The sequence below is a fragment of the Bifidobacterium actinocoloniiforme DSM 22766 genome (assembly GCF_001263395.1).
Taxonomy (GTDB): Bacteria; Actinomycetota; Actinomycetes; order Actinomycetales; family Bifidobacteriaceae; genus Bombiscardovia; species Bombiscardovia actinocoloniiformis.
Window position 1 is genome coordinate 1,401,291 of sequence record NZ_CP011786.1, and the last position, 21,327, is coordinate 1,422,617.

The following is a 21,327-nucleotide window of genomic DNA, read 5'->3' on the forward strand; positions in this document are numbered from 1 at the left end:
CTCTTACGCAAAGCAGTCAAGGAGGTAGCGGGGCAGTGCGCATCTCACGGTTGGCCGTGGACCACTTCCGCTCCTGGCAGGCCCTGGTGCTCGATTTGGAGCCAGGCGTCAACATCCTCCAGGGACGCAACGGCTTGGGCAAGACCAACCTGGTGGAGGCCTTGGAGGTCTTGTCCACTGGGTCGAGCCACCGGGCCTCTTCCTCGGCTCCCCTGGTCCAAAGGGGCCAGGCCCGGGCCACGGTCCGAGCGAACGCCCAGGAGGCCGGGCGTACGACCACTTATGAGCTGACCATCCCGGTCCGGGGCGCCAACCGCGCCCGCATCGACGGCGGACCCTCCCTCTACATGCGCGACTTGGTAGGCCGGGTCCCCTCAGTCACGTTCTCCCCCGAGGATCAGCGCCTGGTCTCCGGCGATCCCTCCGGGCGGCGCTCCTTCCTGGATCAGACCGCCTCACAGCTGGACCCGGCTTACTATCAGGCCAAGCAGGATGTCTCCCACTTGGCCCAGCAGCGCAGCGCCCTCTTGAAACGGCTCTCCCGAGCCGAGAGCGCCGGCGCCGATGAAGGGGACCGACAGGCGGATTTGAGCGGCTTGGAGGTGTGGACCGGGCAGTTCATCCAACGGGGGATGGACCTGACCGCCCGCCGTCAGCGGCTGGTTCAGACCCTGCAAGGACCCCTGGCCCAAATATACGAGCGCTTGGCCGGGGCGGGCCAAGAAGCGTCGATGACCTATGAGCCCTCCTTCGCGGAGGTCTTGCAAGCGGGGCCCGGGCCCGAGGCCGCCGCTGAAATCAGCCGCCACTTCCAGCGGGTCTGGCCGGGTGAGCTGGCCCGAGGGGTCAACCTTTTAGGGCCACAGCGTGATGACCTTTCCTTCAGCCTCAATGGCTTGCCGGCCAAGGAATACGCCTCCAACGGCGAGGAGTGGACCCTGGCCTTGGCCCTGCGCTTGGCCGAGCACCAGATCCTGTCGCAGGAGGGCGGGCAGGCGCCCATCCTCATCCTGGACGATGTCTTCGCCCAGTTGGATGACGAGCGTCGCGGGCAGATTCTGGATTTCGCCAGGGAGCAGCCTCAGGCCCTGATCACGGTCGCCGCTCCTGGCGATTTGCCGGCCTTGGAGGGCGCCCACCTGATCAATGTGGCCCAGTTGGCGCAGCGTCAGCGCGAGGCCCTGGGGGAGGCGGAGGCGTGAGGAAGCCAGTCGACCAAAGTCTTGGTCTGAATCCCAGCAAGCTGCCAGCGCAGGTTTTCCGTCGTTTCGTGGTGCGCAGCCTCAGCCGCAAGGAGCGTCTGCACGACGCCGAATTGGCCTGGGAATCCTTCGGCAAGCCCGGCCGCGACCCGAAGCGCTTGGGCTCGGTGACTACGTCGATGGCAGGCCAAGGCGGGTGGTTCCCCCACTTGAAAGTGGCCCAGCTCCAAGACCACTGGGATCAAGTAGTGGGCCCCGCGATCGCCGCTCACTCCACCGTGCGCTCCTACAAGGAAGGACGTTTGGTCCTTCAAGCCTCCACACCGGTGTGGGCCACCCAGCTGACCTACCTGATTCCCCAGCTCAAGTCCACGGTCGCCGCCCGTCTGGGGATGCCCGTCACTGAGGTGGTCGTCTCCGGCCCTGGCTCCGGCTCTGGTTCCAGGGGAACACACGCCTGGGTGCGCCCCCACCGCCGCTGGTAGGCCAATAGCGGGCGCGCATTGCGTCCTGAGCCACTTCAAGAGCCCGCAGGAGGTCTTCCGTCGCCTGTGGCTGGTAGGATACGTATAGATAGTTGAACGTGCGTGAGAGCCTTTTTTGTGCGTTCTAGAGCGTAAGACCCTTATCTCGACCCTAGCAAACAGAGCCGAGGGCCTAGGAAGGAAACTCTGTGGCAGAGCGGAATGCGGATCAGTCCCAGGATTCGCGCGTCCCAGAAGACGGGCAGGAGCGGCTGACGGACGCCCAATTGGACGATTCATTGGCTCCGGAACACTATGACGCCAGTGATTTGCGGGTCTTGGAGGGGTTGGAGGCCGTGCGGATCAGGCCGGGCATGTACATTGGCTCGACCGGCCCGAGGGGCCTGCATCACCTGGTTTACGAGATCGTCGACAATTCAGTGGATGAGGCCCTGGCTGGTTATGCCGACCATATAGAAGTGACCATCCTGTCCGACGGTGGCATCCGAGTGGACGACAACGGACGCGGCATCCCCGTGGACGAAGTGCCAGGCGAGGGTGTTTCCGGCGTGGAGACCGTGATGACCAAGCTTCACGCCGGGGGCAAATTCGGCGGTGGCGGCTACGCTGTCTCCGGTGGCCTGCATGGCGTGGGCATCTCAGTGGTGAACGCCTTGTCCACCCGCATCGAGATTGAGGTGCGCCGGCAGGGCTTCCACTGGAGGCAGACCTACGTGGACCAACAACCCGTGGCCGCCTTGTCCAAGGACGAGCCGATGACCGCGGACGAGTCCACTGGCACCTCGGTGACTTTCTGGGCCGATCCGAAGATCTTTGAGACCACCGAATACGATTTCGAGACCCTGCGCGCCCGCTTCCAACAGATGGCCTTCCTCAACAAGGGCCTGCGCCTGACCTTGACCGACGAGCGCCCGAGCGAGCAGGCCGGCGACGAGGTGGCCGGCGAGGATGGAGCCGAGGGTCAGCCGCAAACGGTCTCCTACCGCTATGAGAACGGCATCCGCGACTATGTGGCCTTCCTGGTCAATTCAAAGAAAGCCACGCCAGTCGAGGACGACATCATCGATTTCGAGGCCGAGGACCTGACCCTGGGGATCTCCGCCGAGGTGGCCATGCAGTGGACCGGGGCCTACTCCGAGTCCGTGCATACCTTCGCCAACACGATTTCCACCACCGAGGGCGGTGCTCACGAGGAGGGATTCCGCGCGGCCCTGACCATGATGGTCAACCGTTACGCCCGCGAGAAGGGCATCCTGAAAGACAAGGATGAGAAACTCTCGGGCGACGACGTGCGCGAGGGACTGACCGCCGTGGTCTCGGTCAAGATGACCAACCCCCAGTTCGAGGGGCAGACCAAGACCAAGCTGGGCAACCCCGAGGCCAAGACCTTCGTCCAGCGGGTGATGACCGAGCGCTTGACCGACTGGTTTGACGCCCACCCGGGGGAGGCCAAGGCCATCGTCCAGAAGGCCATTGACGCCTCCAGGGCCCGAATCGCCGCCAAGAAGGCGCGTGAGTCCACCCGGCGCAAGTCCATCTTCGAGACCGCCGGCATGCCCGACAAGCTCAAGGACTGCCAGTCCAACGATCCCGAGGAGTGCGAGCTCTTCATCGTCGAGGGTGATTCGGCAGGCGGCTCGGCCATCCAGGGCCGCAACCCACTGACCCAGGCCATCCTGCCCCTGCGCGGCAAGATTTTGAACACCGAGCGCGCATCCCTGGACCGCATGATGAAGTCCGACACGATCGAGTCCCTGATTACCGCGGTCGGGGGAGGTTATGGCGAGGACTTCGACCTGTCCAAGGTGCGCTATCACAAGGTCATCATCATGGCCGACGCCGATGTGGACGGCGCCCACATCGCCACCCTGAACCTGACCCTCTTCTTCCGCTACATGCGGCCGATGATCACGGCCGGTTACGTCTATGTGGCCATGCCGCCGCTCTACCGGCTCAAGTGGACCAAGGGCCCGCACGACTTCGTCTACACCGACGCCGAGCGTGACCGCGTGCTGGCCGAAGGCAAGGAGAAGGGCCGGCAGCTGCCCAAGGGCGAAGGCATCCAGCGCTATAAGGGTCTGGGAGAGATGAGCTACCAGGAGCTCTGGGAGACCACCATGGACCCCAACCACCGAATCTTGAAGAAGATTCATATTGAGGACGCGGCCCAGGCCGACGAGACCTTCACGATGCTGATGGGTGACGAAGTCGAACCCCGTCGCATCTTCATCCAGCGCAACGCCAAGGACGCTCGCTTCGTGGACGCCTGAGCCAGGGAGCGGCGGGGCGGGCGCGCGGCACCTCCCCCGCCGGCCCCGGCCGCAGCGGACAAGCTTGAATCATCTTCTATTTGTGATGTAAGGACCGACAGTGGCAGACGAGAACAACAGCAACAACAACGACGACGATGGGCTCATCCTGCCCGACGGCTCGCGCGAACCCCTGAGCCCCCAAGAGATGGACAACACCGACTATGGGCTGCTCAAGGGCGAGAGGATTCAACCGATCGACCTGCAGAAGGAGATGAAGGACTCATACCTGTCCTACGCCATCTCCGTGATTGTCGAGCGCGCCCTGCCTGATGTGCGCGACGGCATGAAGCCGGTGCATCGCAGGGTCATCTACGCCATGTACGACGGAGGCTACCGGCCCGACCGGGGCTACAACAAGTGCTCGCGCGTGGTCGGTGACGTGATGGGCAAGTACCACCCCCATGGCGACGCGGCCATCTACGACACGATTGTGCGCCTGGCCCAATCCTGGTCCATGCGCTACCCCCTGATCGACGGCCAGGGCAACTTCGGCTCCCCCGGCGACGATCCCGCGGCCGCCATGCGCTACACCGAGTGCCGTATGGCTCCGCTGGCCATGGAGATGGTGCGCGACATCGACAAGGACACGGTCGATTTCATCCCCAACTACGACGGCAAGACCCAGGAGCCCACGGTCCTGCCCTCCCGCTTCCCCAACCTGCTGGTCAACGGTTCAGCCGGCATCGCGGTGGGCATGGCCACGAACATCCCTCCGCACAACATGGGCGAGATCGCCCGAGGCGTCCACTGGGCCCTGGACCACCCGGACGCGACCAAGGAAGAGCTCCTGGACGCCTTGATTTCCATCATTAAGGGCCCTGACTTCCCGACCGGCGCAACGATCCTGGGTCACAAGGGCATCGAGCAAGCCTACCGCACCGGTCGCGGGCTCATCACCATGCGCGCCGTGGTCAACACCGAGGAGATCAAGGGCCGCATGTGCCTGGTGGTCACCGAGCTGCCCTACCAGGTGAACCCGGACCGGTTGGTCGTCTCCATCCGCGAGGCGGTGCGCGACGGCAAGATCCAGGGCATCGCCGACATGAGGGACGAGACCTCGGGCCGCACCGGCCAGCGCCTGGTGCTCGTGCTCAAGCGCGACGCCGTGCCCAAGGTGGTTCTGAACAACCTGTACAAGCACTCCCAGCTCCAGCAGACGTTCGGGGCCAACATGCTGGCCCTGGTGGACGGCGTGCCCCGCACCCTGAGCCTGGACGCCTTCATCCGCCATTGGGTGGACCACCAGCTGGACGTGATCGAGCGCCGCACCAAGTATTTGAAGCGCGAGGCCGAGGAACGCGACCACATCCTCCAGGGCTACCTGAAGGCCCTGGACATGATCGAAGAAGTCATCGCCCTGATTCGCCGTTCCAAGGATGTGGAGAGCGCCCGCACCGGGCTGATGGATCTGCTAGGCGTGGACGAAGTCCAGGCCGACGCGATCCTGGCCATGCAGCTGCGCCGTCTGGCCGCCCTGGAGCGTCAGAAGATCGTGGACGAGCACAACGAACTGATGCGCCGGATCAAGGATTACAACGACATCCTCGCCGACCCCTTGCGTCAGCGGCGGATCGTGGGCGATGAGATGGACGAGATCGTCGAGAAGTACGGCGACGAGCGGCGCACTAAGATTCTGCCTTACTCGGGCGAGATGAACGTGGAGGATCTGATCGCCGACGAGAACGTCGTGGTCACGGTCACCCACTCCGGTTTCGTCAAGCGCACCAAGGCCGATGAATACCGGGCCCAGCATCGTGGAGGAAAGGGCATCAAGGGCACCAAGCTGCGCGAGGCGGATGTGGTGGACCACTTCTTCCTGACCTCCACCCACAATTGGCTTCTCTTCTTCACGAACAAGGGTCGGGTCTACCGGCTCAAAGCCTACGAGTTGCCCGAGGGCTCACGTGACTCCAAAGGCCAGCATGTGGCCAACCTCCTTCAGCTGGCCCCAGGCGAGCAGATCGAGCAGGTCCTCTCCTTGCGCTCTTACGATGACGCCGACTACTTGGTCTTGGCCACGCGCAGCGGCAAGGTCAAGAAGACCCGTCTGTCCGAATACGATTCCCCTCGTCAGGGCGGCCTGATCGCGATGCGCCTGGTGCAGTTGGAGGACGAGAATGGGCGGCCCTTGACCCGTCCGGCCGATGCGACCGACGAAAACGGTGGTGAGGAGCCGGTCTACGACGAGCTGGTCGGCGCCGCCCTGTGCAACGCCCAGGATGACATCATCCTGGTCTCCAGGCATGGCATGAGCGTCAAGTTCGAGGCCAACGACGAGACCTTGCGCCCGATGGGACGGCAGACCACTGGCGTGCAAGGCATGAGGTTCCGCTCCGGCGATGAGCTGTTGAGCATGGACGTGGTGCCTGCGGATTCCGACGACGATCTGCTTGTGGTCACTGACCAGGGCTACGCCAAGCGCACCGCCCTGTCCGAGTACCGCCTCCAGGGACGCAACGGCTACGGGGTCAAGGCCCTGGCCTTGGTCGAGGGCCGTGGGTCCCTGACCGGCGCGTTGGTGGTGAGCGAGAACGACCAAGTCATGGCGATCATGAAGTCAGGCAAGGTGATCCGCTCCGACGTCGCCGAGGTCAAGCGCACCGGGCGCAACACCCAGGGTGTCACCCTGGCCAAGCCCGATAAAGGCGACGAAATCATCTCGGTCGCCCGCAACGCCGAACATGACGACAATGACGGCGATGATGATGAGGCGGGCGGGGCCGACACCGCTCAGCAGACACCGGAGACCGAACCCGCCGAGGTCTGATCAGGGCAGGTCCGGCGGTAGTGTGGAGGAGCGGGGCCGCCCCCCGCTCCTCCAGAGGAAGCTGGTAGCCTCACTAGAGGGTGAGGGGCTCGTGGGCTCCGAACGCAGTGGGGTCGTCTTGGTTGAAATGAGCAAGGAGCACCGATGAGCCAGAACAACAGCGGAAAGTCCCAACCAAAGCAGGGTGTCGACCATCCCGGGCGGTCGGTCTCCGGCGCAGCCCAGGCATCCCAACGACCGTCCCAGGCCGGTAAGCCCGAGACCGCGCCCAAGAGCGAACCGGCCCAGCAGGCGAAGGCCCAGGCCACCGCCCCGGCGAGGGGCCAGACTCCCGTCAAGGCTCAGCCCGCTGCGAAGGAAGCCGGGCAACAAGACCCACAGGCGAAGCAAACGGCCACCGTCAAGGGTCAAGGCCAGGCTCAAGAGACCCAGCGCAAGGTGGAGTCCAAGTCCCCTGCGCAAGCTTCCAAGACTGCTCAGGACAATCCCGCCAAAGCTGCCAAGCGCAAGCAAGGCCAGCAGGCGGCCAGCATGGGCGCGACTGTGGCGGCCGCCTCCAAAGACAAGCCCAAGGTAGAAGCCAAGCCGGCAGCGGCGGCGGCGACTTTGAAGCCGATTAAACCGGAGCAGGTCCGTCGGGCTGGAGCGCCCAGGACCGCCGCTTCCTCCTCCTCTGAATCCATCCCGCAGGTCGCCGCCAGTTTGAAGGGGCGGCAGGAGACTTCCGCCCACCCACGCTCGTCCGCCTCCCCTACGGCCAGGCCCGCGGCAACCGCCCGTCCAGCGGTCTCCCCGCGTCCGGCGGCCTCCACACGCACGGCCCGTCCCAACCGACAGGCTTCGGCGGGGATCGGCGGCGGCGAGGATAAGGTCCGTGTGCCGCGAGCCCGGCGTATGCAGCTTTCATTGACCAGGGTCGAGCCCTGGTCGGTGGCCAAGGTCTCCTTCCTGCTGGGCATCGCTGGTGGCATCATCCAGGTGGTCGCCACCTCCTTGCTATGGTTCCTCCTGAACGCGATCGGCCTGTTCGACAACATCACCCAGATGGTTTCCAAGACCGGTCTGGACGCCGGCGGCCTCGATTTGAGCTCCGTGCTCAGCCTGGGCACCGTGATTAGTTCGGTCACGATTTTCTCCATTTTCGAGATCGTCTTCATCGTGGTCCTGGCCACGATTGGCGCCTTCTTGTACAACATCGTCGGCTCCCTGGTCGGCGGCATCCACGTGACTTTGGGCGACGACTAGTTTACGGTCCTGAACAGCCGGCGGCCCCTTCGTATCGGGGGTGTGAAGGCGCCGCCGGCTCCGGGCTTTAACCTGCGCACATGCTCTCGTATCTTGGCTCTTTTTCAGCTTCGTTCGGCCTGTCCATCGCGGTCTGGCCCTTCGTCTCCTTGCTGCTGACCCTGCCGGTTTTGGCTCTGATTTACCACCGCTACCACCGCCTGCGCTTGGCCGCGGCCTTGGCCGCCTACCTGGTCATCCTCTACCTGTTGGCCCTGGTCTGCTTCACCTTGTGGCCCATGCCTGACGATCGCGCCGCCTTCTGTGCCACCCACCACCTGGCTCCCCAGCTCAATCCGCTGCGCTTCCTGTCCGACCTGTCCTTCGGCGGCCGTGACGCTTTGCTGCAAATCGTGTTGAACCTGGTGTTCTTCCTGCCTTTGGGCTTCATTATGGGCCGCGTCTTCCGCTGGCGCCTGCGCCTGGCCCTGCCCGCGGGCTTCCTGACTTCCCTGACCATAGAGACCGCCCAGCTGACCGGAGCTTTCGGCCTAGTGGGCTGCGCCTACCGGCTCTTCGACGTGGATGACCTCCTGTGGAACACCTCCGGCGCCCTGATTGGCTTTGCCTGCGCGGTCCTGCTCAACCGCTTGGTCCCGCCTCGTTCGACCCATGCCAACGAAGTGGTCCGCTCCCCCAGTTTCCTTCACCGTTGCGTGACAATGGCCGTGGATCTGGTCCTGGTCTATTCCCTCTCCTCCTCCTTGGGTTTCGGACTGGTGGTCGTGATCAACGCTTGGGCCGGTCACCGTTCGAACGGCGACTACGATTTGGCTGGCTGGGCCGTCTCCACTCACGCCCTGCGGCTCATGGTTATCGCCCTGGACTTGGCAAGCCTGCTCTTCTTCGAGCTTTTGATCCCCTTTCTGCGCCGGGGGCAGACCTTGGGCGCGGCGTTCACTCACATGAGCGTGGAGACGCGGGCTCGGCGGGGTTGGACGCGCGCGGCCTTCTACCTGGCCCGTACAACGGTTCTCCTGCTTGTCTTCGGCCCTTGGAGCGGTCGTCTGCGCTCCTGGGTCAACCTGCTGGCCTTCCTTCTTCTGGTCTTCTATGTAATCAAGCGGCAGATGCCCTATGACCTCATCCCCGTTTCACCCGTTTCAACGGCTGCGTCACCGCTCTCGCGTCCCGTTGGCGGGCAAGGCAGCGGGTCAGCGGTCCCCCGCTTTGCCTGGTCTTCTGATGCGGACTTCGGAGACGACAATCCCCACGAAGATGATCGCGAAGCCAACCAAGTGGGCGGTCGTCAATTCCTCGCCCAAGGCCAGGACGGAGACGGCCATGCCGAATAGGCTCTCGGTGCACAGGATCAGTGAGCCTTGCGCGGCCGGCACTTGTGAGAATGCGACATTTTGCAGGTTCTGGGCGATTAGCGTGGAGACCAGCACCAAGTAGGTCAGAGCGCCAATCGTCTGGGGGTGCAGGGTGGCCAGTTGCGGCGCTGGCTCGGTCAGGGCGGCGCCGATGAGGAAGAGGACTCCGGCCACCAGCAGTTCGTAATAGGTCAGGATGGTCGCGTCGAAATTCTTGGCCAGGCTGCCAGCCAGTACGATGTTCATACCGTAGCAGACCGCACCGGCCAGGGTCAGCAGGTCTCCTGGGCTTAGAGCCAGGCGGGCCGAGTCATTCGGTGACAAGGAGATGAGGCCAACGCCGACCACGCACAGGAGCGCGGCCAAGAAATTGCGCCAGGCGGGGCGCTTGCGGGTGGCCGCCCAAACCAGGAAGGGCACCAGTACGCAGTATGTGGCGGTCAGGAAGGAGTTGCGCCCCGGGCCGATGGTGCGCAAGCCTTCCATCTGCAGCAGGAAGGCGGACCAGTAGGTGATCCCCAGTGTCAGTCCGGGAACCAGCATGTCCAACAGATGGGCCCGCCGTAACTTGGGCCATAGGATCAGGGTCATCAGGGCTACCGCGATCACCAGCCGCACGCCCATGATCCACTGCACGCTCATTTGGCGTAGGGCTATTTTTTCGAAGGTGTATCCGGCCCCCCAGGCGGCGGCCGCTGCCAGAAGCATGAGTCTGGCGGCCCAAGGGTTCAGGTGGATGGAGTCGTCGCGGGAAGTCATGCCCCAATCCTAGCTGTGCCCAGGCCCAGGTTTATGGGCGTTCGCTTATCTGGGAATTTTAATCTCAAGCGTATAGAGAAAAACACAAGAACTTCACAAAAGACTGTCCCTAGTTTATACTAGTACTTTTAAGCAACCAAGGTTCGCGTTGAACCATGATGGTTGCTTGGTTTTCCGCAATGCATGCGGAAGAGAGAAAGGAATTTGGGCGAATGTTCGCTTTTCTGAAACCAGCGCCTCCTGCGGCCAACAAGGTGCCCGCAGGTAAGGTGGCCGGTAAGTACCGGCAGTACAGGATCAGGGTCTTCCTGAGCATTTACCTCGGGTATGCCGGTTACTACATCGTCCGTTCAAACTTCTCGGTGGCCTCTCCCTACCTGAAGAAGAACTACGGCTTCACGACTGCGGACATTGGTCTGATCACTCTGTGCCTAGCCGTTTCCTACGGCATCAGCAAGTTCGTCATGGGCATGCTCTCCGACAAGTCCAACCCGCGTTTCTACATCGCCACCGGCCTGCTGGCCTCGGCCTTCCTGAACCTGATCTTCGGCGCGACGGCCAGCAAGGGCGTCATGATGTTGCTGATGGTCCTGATGGGCATATTCCAGGGCATGGGCGCCCCAGCGGCTCACAAGTCCCTATCCAATTGGTGGGCGGAGAAAGAGCGTGGCTCCTTCGTTTCCATGTGGAACACCTCCCACAACCTGGGTTCCGGCACCGTCGCCCCAATCGTCGGGTTTGCGCTTGCGGCCTTCGGCCCCCACATGTGGAAGAGCATCTTCTTCGTCCCCTCGGTCATTTCGATCATCATGGCCGTCCTGGTCATCGTGCTCGGCGCCGACACCCCTGAGTCCGTGGGCCTGCCGCCCATCCAGGAGTTCAAGGCCGACGAGTACAAGGGCGAGAAGATCGACAAGTCCAAGCTCCAGTCCCACTCGGATCTCTCAATCCCCCAGATTTTCATCCGCTATGTGGCTTCCAACCCCTACATTTGGGTCTTGGCCCTGTCGAACGCTTTCGTCTACATCGTTCGCTACGGCGTGTTGAACTGGATTCCGATTTACCTGAACGAGGCCAAGGGCTTCTCGCTGGCGCAAGCCCGCTCCTCCTTCGCCCTGTTCGAGTACGCGGCCATCCCCGGCACGATCCTGATTGGATGGATGAGCGATAAGTTCTTCCACGGCAAGCGCGCTGGCATCGCCGCGGCTCTTATGGCCCTCCTGGGTGTCATCTTCTTGGGCTACTGGGCCTCCAGCTCCTTGTGGGCCATCGACATCGAGATCGCGCTGATGGGCATCTTCGTCTACGGCCCACAGATGCTGATCGCCGCCCTGACCATCGATCTGGCACCTCGGTTCGCAATCGGCAGCACCACCGGCTTCGTCGGCCTATTCGGCTACATCTTCGGCGAGGCGACCGCTTCCTATGGAATCGGTGCTCTCGTGGGCAAGAACGGTTGGGACAAGGGGTTCGGAATTATCGCCATCTCCGCGGTCCTGGGTATCGTCTGCTTCCTGATCCTGACCCGCGCCGAGCGCTACAAGAAGGTGGAGGCCCCCGAGGCTGGCGTCGTTGAGGACTGACTGTCGGCTGCTGATTGGGCAGGTGGCAGCGCGGCTCAAGCCCGTTCACCGCTTACTAGTGAAGTGCGTGAAGCGATAAGCAAGAAGTGAGAAAACATGGTGGGCGGCATCCGCAAGGGTGTCGCCCACCGTCGTATGCGCTCTTCTGGGCCGGATTGGATGATCAGTGAAGTACAACGATAGTGGTCACCTGTGGGCGCATACCCTCCCTGAGTGGTTGAACGTCGACGGTGTCGTTGGCATATAACCCTTGATTTTTCTAGCTAGTTGTGCAATTTACGAAACTGTTGTATATTTTCTTCATAAGTACAAGGTTGTATGAAAAAAGCCAAGAACTAACGAAGCCATTGGTTTGACCATTAGAACAACGTTGTATTAAATAGCGTGCTAACTCTAGGGAAGGGCATCATGGCATCTCCATTCGACTCTTCGATTCACCAGGCTCAGCTGGACGTGGATCCTGACTTCCGACTTGCTTCGGTTCCAGACCGGATTTTCGGTTCTTTCGCCGAGCACCTAGGCCGATGCATCTACACCGGCATATATGAGCCTGGTCATCCCAAAGCTGACTGTAATGGGTATCGCACCGATGTAATGGAGTTGGTCCGAGAGCTCGGGGTTACCGCCATTCGCTATCCGGGCGGGAATTTCGTCTCCGGCTACCGCTGGCAGGATGGCATTGGTCCTCGCAATCAGCGACCTCGGCGCCTGGACTTGGCCTGGCACTCCACGGAGACCAACGAATTCGGCTTGCACGAGATGGTCGAATGGCTCAAGCGATTGGGTGGAAACGAGCTGATGGAGGCTGTCAATCTGGGTACGCAAGGTACGCAGGAGGCCCTTGATTTGCTGGAGTACTCCAATATTCCCTCCGGTACCGTCCTGTCCGATTTACGCCGCCGCAACGGCTCCGAAGACCCGTTCGATATCCATATGTGGTGTCTGGGCAACGAAATGGACGGCCCCTGGCAGCTGGGGCATCGGGATGCTGCCGACTACGCCCGCACCGCAGCCATGGCGGCGGCGGCCATGCGGCAGATGGATCCGGATGTCGAGCTGGTGGTTTGCGGCTCCTCAAGCCACAGCATGCCCACTTTCGGCGATTGGGAACGCACGGTTTTGGAACGTACGTATGAGCAGGTGGACTTCATCTCCAGTCATGCCTACTACCATCCGGTCGATGGTGACATGGATTCGTTCCTGGCGTCCGGTGAGGATATGGGGGCTTTCATCCGGGAAGTGGCTGCAGTAATCGACGCCACCCGCGCCAAGCTAAAGAGCGATCACCAGGTGGCGATTTCCTTCGATGAGTGGAATGTGTGGTACCAGGACAGCGAGCCTTCGCGCACACCTGAGGGGATTGGCAATTGGCCGCAAGCCCCGAGGCTCCTTGAAGACGTCTACAGCCTCGCAGACGCTGTTGTTTTCGGTGACTTGTTGATTACTTTGCTCAAGCATGCGGACCGGGTGCGTTCAGCCTCCCTGGCTCAGTTGGTCAACGTCATCGCGCCGATCATGACTGAACCTGGAGGCCCTGCATGGCGGCAGACCACTTTTTATCCTTTCTCGTCAACGGCGCGTCTGTCCAAGGGTGGCAATGTCGTCGAGTCACATATGAACAGCGACTTCTACGAGACGGCCCGGTACGGTGATGTGCCCGACCTGGATTCGGTGGCCGTAAGCCAGGATGACGGCTCTCTGTCGATCTTCGTCGCCAATCGGTCGCGCTCTCGGCCGTATGACCTGACCCTGCGTCTGCCCGCGTGGGCCTGCTCCGGTTATTCACGGATTGAGGCCCAAACCTTGCACGACGATGACATCCAGGCCAGCAACACTTTGGAAGCGCAGGATCGTGTCCTGCCTCACCCGAACACGACTGCCCGCTTAACGGCCTCCGGCAGTCAGGCCTCCATCCACCTGCCCCCGGTTTCATGGAGCGCGATTCGGCTTTCTGGGATGCAATGATGACTGATTGATTGATGTGATCGGTCAATCAGAAAGAAGGGAGGAAGCGCAAAACGAAACTTCAAGCGGGTTGGTATGACAGCTTGCTTCGAGCTCAATTGTACGAAAAAGGAAGGTAGACCAATGAAGAAATCGATGAGGATTGCTTCAGCTTGCGTCGCATGTTTGGCATTGTTGTCGTTCAGCGCCTGTGGCGCACCGGGATCCCAAGGCTCCAAGGACGCCGGAGGGGCTGACCAGGTGCATAGCGACGCCAAGGCGAATGATGATGCGAAGTGTCAAAACACCATCAAGAAAAAGGGTGTTGAGAAGGTCACGGTTTGGGCCTGGTACCCAGCCATGGAAAAGATGGTCGATACATTTAACGATCAGCATGATGATGTGCAGGTTTGCTGGACCAGAGCTGGTTCGGGGCAGACTCAATATCAGAAGATCACCACCGCAGTCAAGGCGAAGTCAGGTTTGGCGGATGTGGTGCAAATCGAGTATGACGTGCTGAGCCAGTATGTATCAGGCGTCGAGAAGCACTTGGTCGATCTCAACCAGTTTGGGGCCGACAAGCTTTCCGATAAGTACACCAAAGGTGTTTGGAATGCGGTGAGCTTGAGGGGCGGTAAGTCTGTTTATGCGATTCCAGTAGACCAAGGCCCATACGTCATGATGTATCGAAAGGATATTTTCGATAAATACGGGGTCAAGGTGCCGACCACCTGGCAGGAGTATGAGCAAGCCGGGAAAGAGTTGCGGCAGAAGGGCTTCCAGGGGCATATCGGCAACTACGAACCTAGCGGTAACGGTTCTAACGTCACGCTTATCGCCCAGAACAAGGGCAAAGTATATGACTACTCTGCCTCTCAGCCTGATAAGTTGGGCGTCGACTTCACTAGCAAAGAGTCCAAGGAGGTCATGGAGTACTGGCAGAGACTCGCCAAAGAGGGTGTGGTGACCACCGATGACGCTTATACCGCCGAGTGGTACAAGAAGATTGTTGACGGTTCTTGGGCTACGGCGGTTTGCGCGTCCTGGCTGGTAGGGAATCTTCGCGGGGTCAGTGGGGCGGATTCGAGCGCTGACTGGAAGGTAGCGAAGGCTCCTGGGTGGAGTTCCACAACGCCGAGTGTGAACTTCGGCGGGTCGTCTTTGGCTGTGACCGACCAAGCGAAGGTTACGAAAAAGGCCGCCAAGGTAGCTATGGAGTTCTTCGATGATCCTGCCATCCAGCAGACGGCTATCACTGAAAGCGGACTCTTCCCAACGTGGACCAAAGTCTTGAATTCCGAGAGCTTCCAGAATATGACGGATCCCTTCTACGGTGATCAAAAGATAAATCAGGTTATAGCTCCAGTAGCCCTAGGGTACAAGGGCTATGACTTCTTGCCCTTCCAGCCATACGCTTACGACGAGCAGACCAAGGTCTTCACCGAGATTGTGCGCAATGGAGCGGATGTCCCCAGCTCACTGCGTGCATTGAACAAGACGCTCACTGACTATGCAACTCAGCAAGGGTTCACGGTCAAGAAGTAGCGCAGAATTGGGGCCGGGAGGCCTGTTCCTTCCGGCCCCGGTTATGAGAGGCAACAGTCATGTCATCAATCAGGTCGAAAGCGCTCCCCGCGCGTAAGCGAGGGATATCCAGGAAGGAAAACGCCTGGGGCTGGTTCTTTACAGCGCCTTTCGCGGTGATTTTCCTGTTCTTCCTCGTCATCCCACTGGCATACGCTTTTTACGTTTCTCTGTTTTCTTATACGCAGTTGAAAGGTGCTGTGTTCACAGGCCTGGGCAACTATACCCGTGCCTTCCGCGATCCCATTTTCTTGGCCGGCATGGGCCGCGTGGTCATGTATGCGGTGGTCATGGTGCCCACGCAGCTGGTCTTTGCCCTTATCCTGGCTTTGGTGCTTGATAGTGTAAAGAACCGTTTTGCGTCGTTCTCACGCCTGGCTTTCTTCTTGCCGTACGCCATTCCTGTGGTCATTGGGGCACTGATGTGGGGATTCCTGTACTCCAAGCAGATGGGTCCGTTTACCTCCATTTTCGACTTGTTTGGAATGAAGGCGCCGGCATTCTTGAGCCCAAGCGGGATCTTCGGGTCGCTTGTAAATATCGTGACCTGGCAATGGACTGGTTACTACATGGTTATTCTGTATTCGGCCCTTCAATCCGTACCGCCTGAACTCTATGAGTCGGCGCGGCTCGACGGGGCTTCAGAGGTGCAGATTGCCTTAAGGATCAAAACCCCCATCATTTCAAGTTCGCTGGTTATGGTAACTGTCTTCTCCTTGATTGGGACTTTGCAGTTTTACACAGAGCCGATGATTCTGCGCAATAACGTCCCATCGGTCATCGCTCCGGAATACACCCCGAATATGTACGCTCAGGCGCTCGCTTTCAATTACAACCAGTTAAATTATTCCGCGACGGTGTCGTTCGCTTTGGGGCTTTTGGTGGTGGTGTTCAGCGTCGTTTTCATGCGCTTGACCCGGCATCAGTCAGGATTGGAGGATTGATATGGGTAGGCGAATTTCACGCAATCAAGTTACCGATGGCGGCCGCGTCCGCAGCTCTCACCGCTTAGCCTATGTGCTGCTACTTATCTGCTGCGTTTACTTCCTGTTCCCTGTCTGGTGGCTATTAGTGGCAGCTACCAAAAACAACGCCGGCTTGTTCTCCGGCGCTCACGGAGCTATGTGGTTCGACAATAATTTTGCGTTGTGGAGCAACATCAAGCAGCTAAGCACGTATGAGGGCGGTATTTACTGGCGGTGGCTGTTCAACTCCCTCTTATACGCGGTTGTCGGTGGTATAGGGGCCACAGCCATATCGGTGATGGCTGGCTATGGTTTTGCCAAGTTCCGCTTCCATGGCCGGAAGTTCTACTTCAATGTCGTATTGGGCGCGCTGATGATCCCGACGACCGCCTTGGTTATTCCCACCTTTATCCTGATGTCCCAGTTTGGCATGACCGACACTATCTGGGCAGTTCTTTTGCCTTCCCTGCTATCTCCGTTCGGCACCTACCTCATGAGGATTTACTGCATGGGCTCCTTACCGGATGAAATGATGGAGGCGGCGAGGGTGGATGGTGCTGGCGAACTCAGGACCTTCTTCCAGGTTTCGTTGCCAATTATGACCCCCGCTATCACAACTGTCTTCCTGTTGTCGGTAGTGGGCTGCTGGAACAACTTCTTCCTGCCATCGGTCGTGCTTTCTGACACCAAGCTCTTCCCGATTACAGTAGGTTTGACTCAGTGGCAGGTAAAATCGAATGCTGGTGCGGGGTCGGAGCAGGTATGGAACCTGATCACGTCGGGTGCGCTGGTATCGGTTATACCGCTCGTTCTGGCTTTCCTTTTCCTTCAGCGATACTGGGTAGGAGGGCTGGCGGCTGGTTCCGTGAAGGCCTAATGGGTAAAACCGGCCCACGTCTGCAGTGGGCCGGTATACCCTTGTTGTGAACGGACTCACCCGCGATGCTGAAGGTAAAAAGGTGATGAAGCATGCAAAAGCGAGCGACTATCAAAGATGTGGCGCGCGAAGCGCATGTGTCGATCAAAACTGTTTCGAACGTCATCAATGATTCTGGAAGCATGAGGCCGCAAACCCGAAAACGGGTCGAACAGGCTATCGACAGTCTGGGATATTCGATTAACATGTCGGCTCGCCTGCTGAAAACCGGCGAATCACGTCTCTTGGGTTTGGCTACGTTCGACTTCGCCCAACCATTCCCAGCGACTTTCGTTGACGCGGTAGTCAAGGCAGCTCGTAAACGCCAGTACGGGGTCGTCGTCGATACATACGACAGCGACGGGGAAGGGCTGAGCACGATCCTTAAAGAGATTCCCCAGCTTGGGGCGGATGGGTGGGTTTTCCTAATGGACCGACCGGCCCATCCCAAGTCCATCCTCGACCAGAACTATCCTCTGGTATTGGCTGGTGATTACCTGTCCTACGGGAAAGTGGATAGCGTTATGATGCCCAACGTCGATGCGGTCAAAGCCGTTGTGGGAAGATTGCTCGACGGTGGGGTGGAACGCATAGGCCTTATCGGTGCTCCTGATGGTGCGGACCGCCAGCTTGTCTTCGAAGCCCAGGAAGGCGGGCGTCCCATGCGTACCCGGGGGTATATTGAGGCTTTTGAAGAACGCGGAATGCGGGTGGATTGGCGGATTATGGTGTCCGGCAATAAGTGGATCAGCAGTGACGGTGAACGGGCGGTGAGTACGATGCTAGCCAATGCTGATCTGCCTGAGGCCATAGTTTGCCTCAATGACGCGCTCGCGTTTGGGACCATGCATGAGTTGCAACGCCGAGGTTTTAGTATCCCTGAAGATGTACAGATTGTAGGTTTTGACAATGTGGCTGAAGGGCGCTACTCCAACCCAGCCCTGACGACTATCGACCCCAATACCGGTGATTTCGCTCAGCGTGCCGTCGATATGGTGATCGAGCGTATAGAAGGCTATCAGGGGCCGGCCAGAATGTGTACCACTGATTTTCGGCTTATCGAGCGCGCTTCTACTTGGTTCGAACGCTAATAAAAGCAGATTTCCCCCCGCACGCTTTCAGCAGGCCGCCGAACCGGTAATCGTTCCACACAGCAGGCAGTTATTATCAAACTATCAGATACCGGTCGGTGCAAGGTCAGCCATTAGGCTATCGGGGTCCGAGCCCGGCCGCAGCGAGTGACGATAAGCATCGAGGAGGGCTGCCCCATGATGCGTGCGCATCGCCTGTCTGGGCCCAGGGACGAGGACGGCCGTCCGTTGCCTCACTCCACCAGCCGTATACACAGGGTCGCCATCAATGGCGCAAATCTGGCCTTTTCGATGAATCCAGCCCCTCGCCAGGCTCCAATCCTCCTCTACTTGCACGGCGGTCCCGGCGATGCCTGCATCCCTCTGACCGAGCGCTACAACACGCCCCTGGAGCGCTATTTCCGCGTCATCAACCTGGACCAGCGCGGCTGTGGGCTCTCCTATTACCCCTTCCGCCCGGGTGAGAGCATCACCATCGAGAGCATGGTGGAGGACATCCACGCTTTCGTCGCCCTCCTGGCCCGAGCCTATCCTGGCGCGCCTATCACCCTCTTGGGGCACTCTTGGGGCAGTGTCCTGGGCCTGGAGTTCGCCCGCCGCTGGCCCTCTTTGATTCGCCGTTTCATCGGCGTTGGCCAGGTGGTCTGCATGCCTGCCAGTCACCACGCGCGTTCCCTCCCCACCCCGGGCTTCAGCCCGGCCTGGCTGGGGCGGCTTGTGGCCCAGGAGAGCAATCTGGCTGACCTCCTCTTGCTCTTGGTTGAGATGGGCCGCACTGGTTGGTTGCGTGGACTGCGCCAAAGTCTGGACCGGGTGGCCGCCTACCTGCGGTCCCCGGACTACGGGCTGGCCGGTTTATGGGGATTGCTGCTAGGGGCGCACCAGTCGCATGCCCGCCTTGATTCGCAGCTGGATAGGGTGGATTTCTCTGCCATCCGTTCGTTCACTGCCCCTGTGGCTTTTTTGGAGGGGCGTCACGACCAGCACCTGCCCTCCCAGCTGGTGGCTCGCTATGCCGCCAGGTTGACAAGTCCGCACGAATTCGTCTGGTTCGACCACTCCGGTCACTGCCCGCAGTGGGAGGAGCCGGGGCGTTTCAATAGGGAGGTGCTGCGTCTGTGCAGGGAAGACTTTAATGACGACACGCCGTAGAATGGCGGAATAACGCCGTTTTATGCCCTGTCAAAAGGGTACGATTTGCCATAGGAGCTTGTTCGTAGTAAGTTTATCACTTGCTGCCGCTCAGCTGCACAGAGTCCACAGGGGTTCTTTGCAGAGGGGTGTGTAAGAGTGGTTTGAGAACTCAATAGTGTGTTTGTACTGCTTATAGTTTTTTGATTGTCAGTCTGATGCCTGCCTGGCGTGTTTGCGTTGGGTGCGTGGGAGCGCTTAATTGGTGTCGGGTTTTTTTGTGTGGGCCTTCCATTGGACCGTTTGGTTTGGTGGTTGGCTTTTTTGTCAGTTTTGTATTGGGGCTTGTTTCTGCCCTTTCATTTTTTTTGTGGAGGGTTTGATTCTGGCTCAGGATGAACGCTGGCGGCGTGCTTAACACATGCAAGTCGAACGGGATCCAAGCAGCTTGCTGTTTGGTGAGAGTGGCGAACGGGTGAGTAATGCGTGACTAACCTGCCCTGTACTTTGGAATAGCTCCTGGAAACGGGTGGTAATGCCGAATGCTCCGCGCTATCGCATGGTGGCGTGGGAAAGGGTTTCTGGTATGGGATGGGGTCGCGTCCTATCAGCTTGTTGGTGGGGTGATGGCCTACCAAGGCTTCGACGGGTAGCCGGCCTGAGAGGGTGACCGGCCACATTGGGACTGAGATACGGCCCAGACTCCTACGGGAGGCAGCAGTGGGGAATATTGCACAATGGGCGCAAGCCTGATGCAGCGACGCCGCGTGCGGGATGACGGCCTTCGGGTTGTAAACCGCTTTTAGCAGGGAGCAAGCCTTCGGGTGAGTGTACTTGTTGAATAAGCGCCGGCTAACTACGTGCCAGCAGCCGCGGTAATACGTAGGGCGCAAGCGTTATCCGGATTTATTGGGCGTAAAGGGCTCGTAGGCGGTTTGTCGCGTCTGGTGTGAAAGTCCACTGCTTAACGGTGGATCGGCGCCGGGTACGGGCAGGCTGGAGTGCGGCAGGGGAGACTGGAATTCCCGGTGTAACGGTGGAATGTGTAGATATCGGGAAGAACACCGATGGCGAAGGCAGGTCTCTGGGCCGTCACTGACGCTGAGGAGCGAAAGCGTGGGGAGCGAACAGGATTAGATACCCTGGTAGTCCACGCCGTAAACGGTGGATGCTGGATGTGGGGCCCGTTCCGCGGGTTCCGTGTCGGAGCTAACGCGTTAAGCATCCCGCCTGGGGAGTACGGCCGCAAGGCTAAAACTCAAAGAAATTGACGGGGGCCCGCACAAGCGGCGGAGCATGCGGATTAATTCGATGCAACGCGAAGAACCTTACCTGGGCTTGACATGTTCCCGACGGTCGCGGAGACGCGGCTTCCCTTCGGGGCGGGTTCACAGGTGGTGCATGGTCGTCGTCAGCTCGTGTCGTGAGATGTTGGGTTAAGTCCCGCAACGAGCGCAACCCTCGCCTCGTGTTGCCAGCGGGTAGTGCCGGGAACTCACGAGGGACCGCCGGGGTTAACCCGGAGGAAGGTGGGGATGACGTCAGATCATCATGCCCCTTACGTCCAGGGCTTCACGCATGCTACAATGGCCGGTACAGCGGGATGCGACATGGCGACATGGAGCGGATCCCTGAAAACCGGTCTCAGTTCGGATCGGAGCCTGCAACCCGGCTCCGTGAAGGCGGAGTCGCTAGTAATCGCGGATCAGCAACGCCGCGGTGAATGCGTTCCCGGGCCTTGTACACACCGCCCGTCAAGTCATGAAAGTGGGTAGCGCCCGAAGCCGGTGGCCCAACCAGTTCGCTGGGGGGAGCCGTCTAAGGTGGGACCCGTGATTGGGACTAAGTCGTAACAAGGTAGCCGTACCGGAAGGTGCGGCTGGATCACCTCCTTTCTACGGAGATTTCTTGGAATCCTCGCGTTGTTTGACGTGGGGTCGTGGCCCTGGCGGCCGCCGTTGGGCGGGCGCGCGTGGGCTGTTCCACTG

The 21,327-nt window shown here is 60.1% G+C and carries 13 protein-coding genes, 1 rRNA gene and 1 pseudogene; 14 read left to right on the forward strand and 1 reads right to left on the reverse strand.

Annotated elements, in window-relative coordinates:
• The first annotated feature begins 35 nt into the window (after positions 1-35).
• The 6 genes and pseudogenes from recF to AB656_RS08145 form a co-directional block, all read left to right on the forward strand.
• Entirely contained in the window at positions 36-1,202 is a 1,167-nt protein-coding gene (gene recF, locus AB656_RS05770) for a DNA replication/repair protein RecF (RefSeq protein ID WP_034983479.1), read from the forward strand.
• Positions 1,199-1,687: a DciA family protein gene (locus AB656_RS05775; protein ID WP_033504911.1), complete on the forward strand. Its 489-nt coding sequence runs from the start codon at positions 1,199-1,201 to the stop codon at positions 1,685-1,687. The genes recF and AB656_RS05775 overlap by 4 nt, the downstream gene beginning before the upstream one ends.
• A 251-nt stretch (positions 1,688-1,938) precedes the next feature.
• A complete protein-coding gene (gene gyrB / locus AB656_RS05780) occupies positions 1,939-3,957 on the forward strand; it encodes a DNA topoisomerase (ATP-hydrolyzing) subunit B (RefSeq protein ID WP_193786724.1) in 2,019 nt (672 codons plus the stop codon).
• A 100-nt stretch (positions 3,958-4,057) separates the two neighbouring features.
• A complete protein-coding gene (gene gyrA, locus AB656_RS05785) occupies positions 4,058-6,766 on the forward strand; it encodes a DNA gyrase subunit A (protein WP_033504913.1) in 2,709 nt (902 codons plus the stop codon).
• A gap of 615 nt (positions 6,767-7,381) precedes the next feature.
• Positions 7,382-8,011 carry a DUF3566 domain-containing protein gene (locus tag AB656_RS05790; RefSeq protein WP_236681928.1) on the forward strand — a complete coding sequence of 210 codons (630 nt, stop codon included), beginning with the start codon at positions 7,382-7,384 and terminating at the stop codon, positions 8,009-8,011.
• Between the two features lie 80 nt (positions 8,012-8,091).
• A pseudogene (locus AB656_RS08145) lies at positions 8,092-8,622 on the forward strand (VanZ family protein); the annotation flags it as partial.
• Between the two features lie 582 nt (positions 8,623-9,204).
• On the opposite strand, the gene AB656_RS08115 reads toward AB656_RS08145, so the two are convergent.
• Positions 9,205-10,125 carry a DMT family transporter gene (locus AB656_RS08115; protein ID WP_081924931.1) on the reverse strand — a complete coding sequence of 307 codons (921 nt, stop codon included), beginning with the start codon at positions 10,123-10,125 and terminating at the stop codon, positions 9,205-9,207.
• A 212-nt stretch (positions 10,126-10,337) separates the two neighbouring features.
• On the opposite strand from AB656_RS08115, the gene AB656_RS05810 reads away from it, so the two are divergent.
• The 8 genes from AB656_RS05810 (at position 10,338) to AB656_RS05845 (ending at position 21,234) form a co-directional block, all read left to right on the forward strand.
• Positions 10,338-11,708 carry an MFS transporter gene (locus tag AB656_RS05810; RefSeq protein WP_033504916.1) on the forward strand — a complete coding sequence of 457 codons (1,371 nt, stop codon included), beginning with the start codon at positions 10,338-10,340 and terminating at the stop codon, positions 11,706-11,708.
• Positions 11,709-12,116: 408 nt separating this feature from the next.
• Complete coding sequence (gene arfA, locus AB656_RS05815; protein WP_033504917.1) at positions 12,117-13,673, forward strand: arabinosylfuranosidase ArfA; 1,557 nt, start codon at positions 12,117-12,119, stop codon at positions 13,671-13,673.
• Positions 13,674-13,796: 123 nt separating this feature from the next.
• Positions 13,797-15,197 (forward strand): ABC transporter substrate-binding protein, encoded by a 1,401-nt coding sequence (locus tag AB656_RS05820; protein WP_033504918.1) that lies wholly within the window; start codon positions 13,797-13,799, stop codon positions 15,195-15,197.
• A 59-nt stretch (positions 15,198-15,256) separates the two neighbouring features.
• On the forward strand, positions 15,257-16,180 hold the full coding sequence (locus tag AB656_RS05825; RefSeq protein ID WP_033504919.1) for a carbohydrate ABC transporter permease: 924 nt from the start codon (positions 15,257-15,259) through the stop codon (positions 16,178-16,180).
• Position 16,181: 1 nt separating this feature from the next.
• Positions 16,182-17,078, forward strand: a complete 897-nt coding sequence (locus tag AB656_RS05830; RefSeq protein ID WP_081924933.1) for a carbohydrate ABC transporter permease — start codon at positions 16,182-16,184, stop codon at positions 17,076-17,078.
• Between the two features lie 92 nt (positions 17,079-17,170).
• Positions 17,171-18,208, forward strand: a complete 1,038-nt coding sequence (locus AB656_RS05835; RefSeq protein ID WP_033504920.1) for a LacI family DNA-binding transcriptional regulator — start codon at positions 17,171-17,173, stop codon at positions 18,206-18,208.
• Between the two features lie 177 nt (positions 18,209-18,385).
• On the forward strand, positions 18,386-19,360 hold the full coding sequence (locus AB656_RS05840; RefSeq protein WP_081924934.1) for an alpha/beta fold hydrolase: 975 nt from the start codon (positions 18,386-18,388) through the stop codon (positions 19,358-19,360).
• Positions 19,361-19,706: 346 nt separating this feature from the next.
• A 16S ribosomal RNA gene (locus AB656_RS05845) occupies positions 19,707-21,234 on the forward strand.
• Positions 21,235-21,327 lie beyond the last annotated feature (93 nt).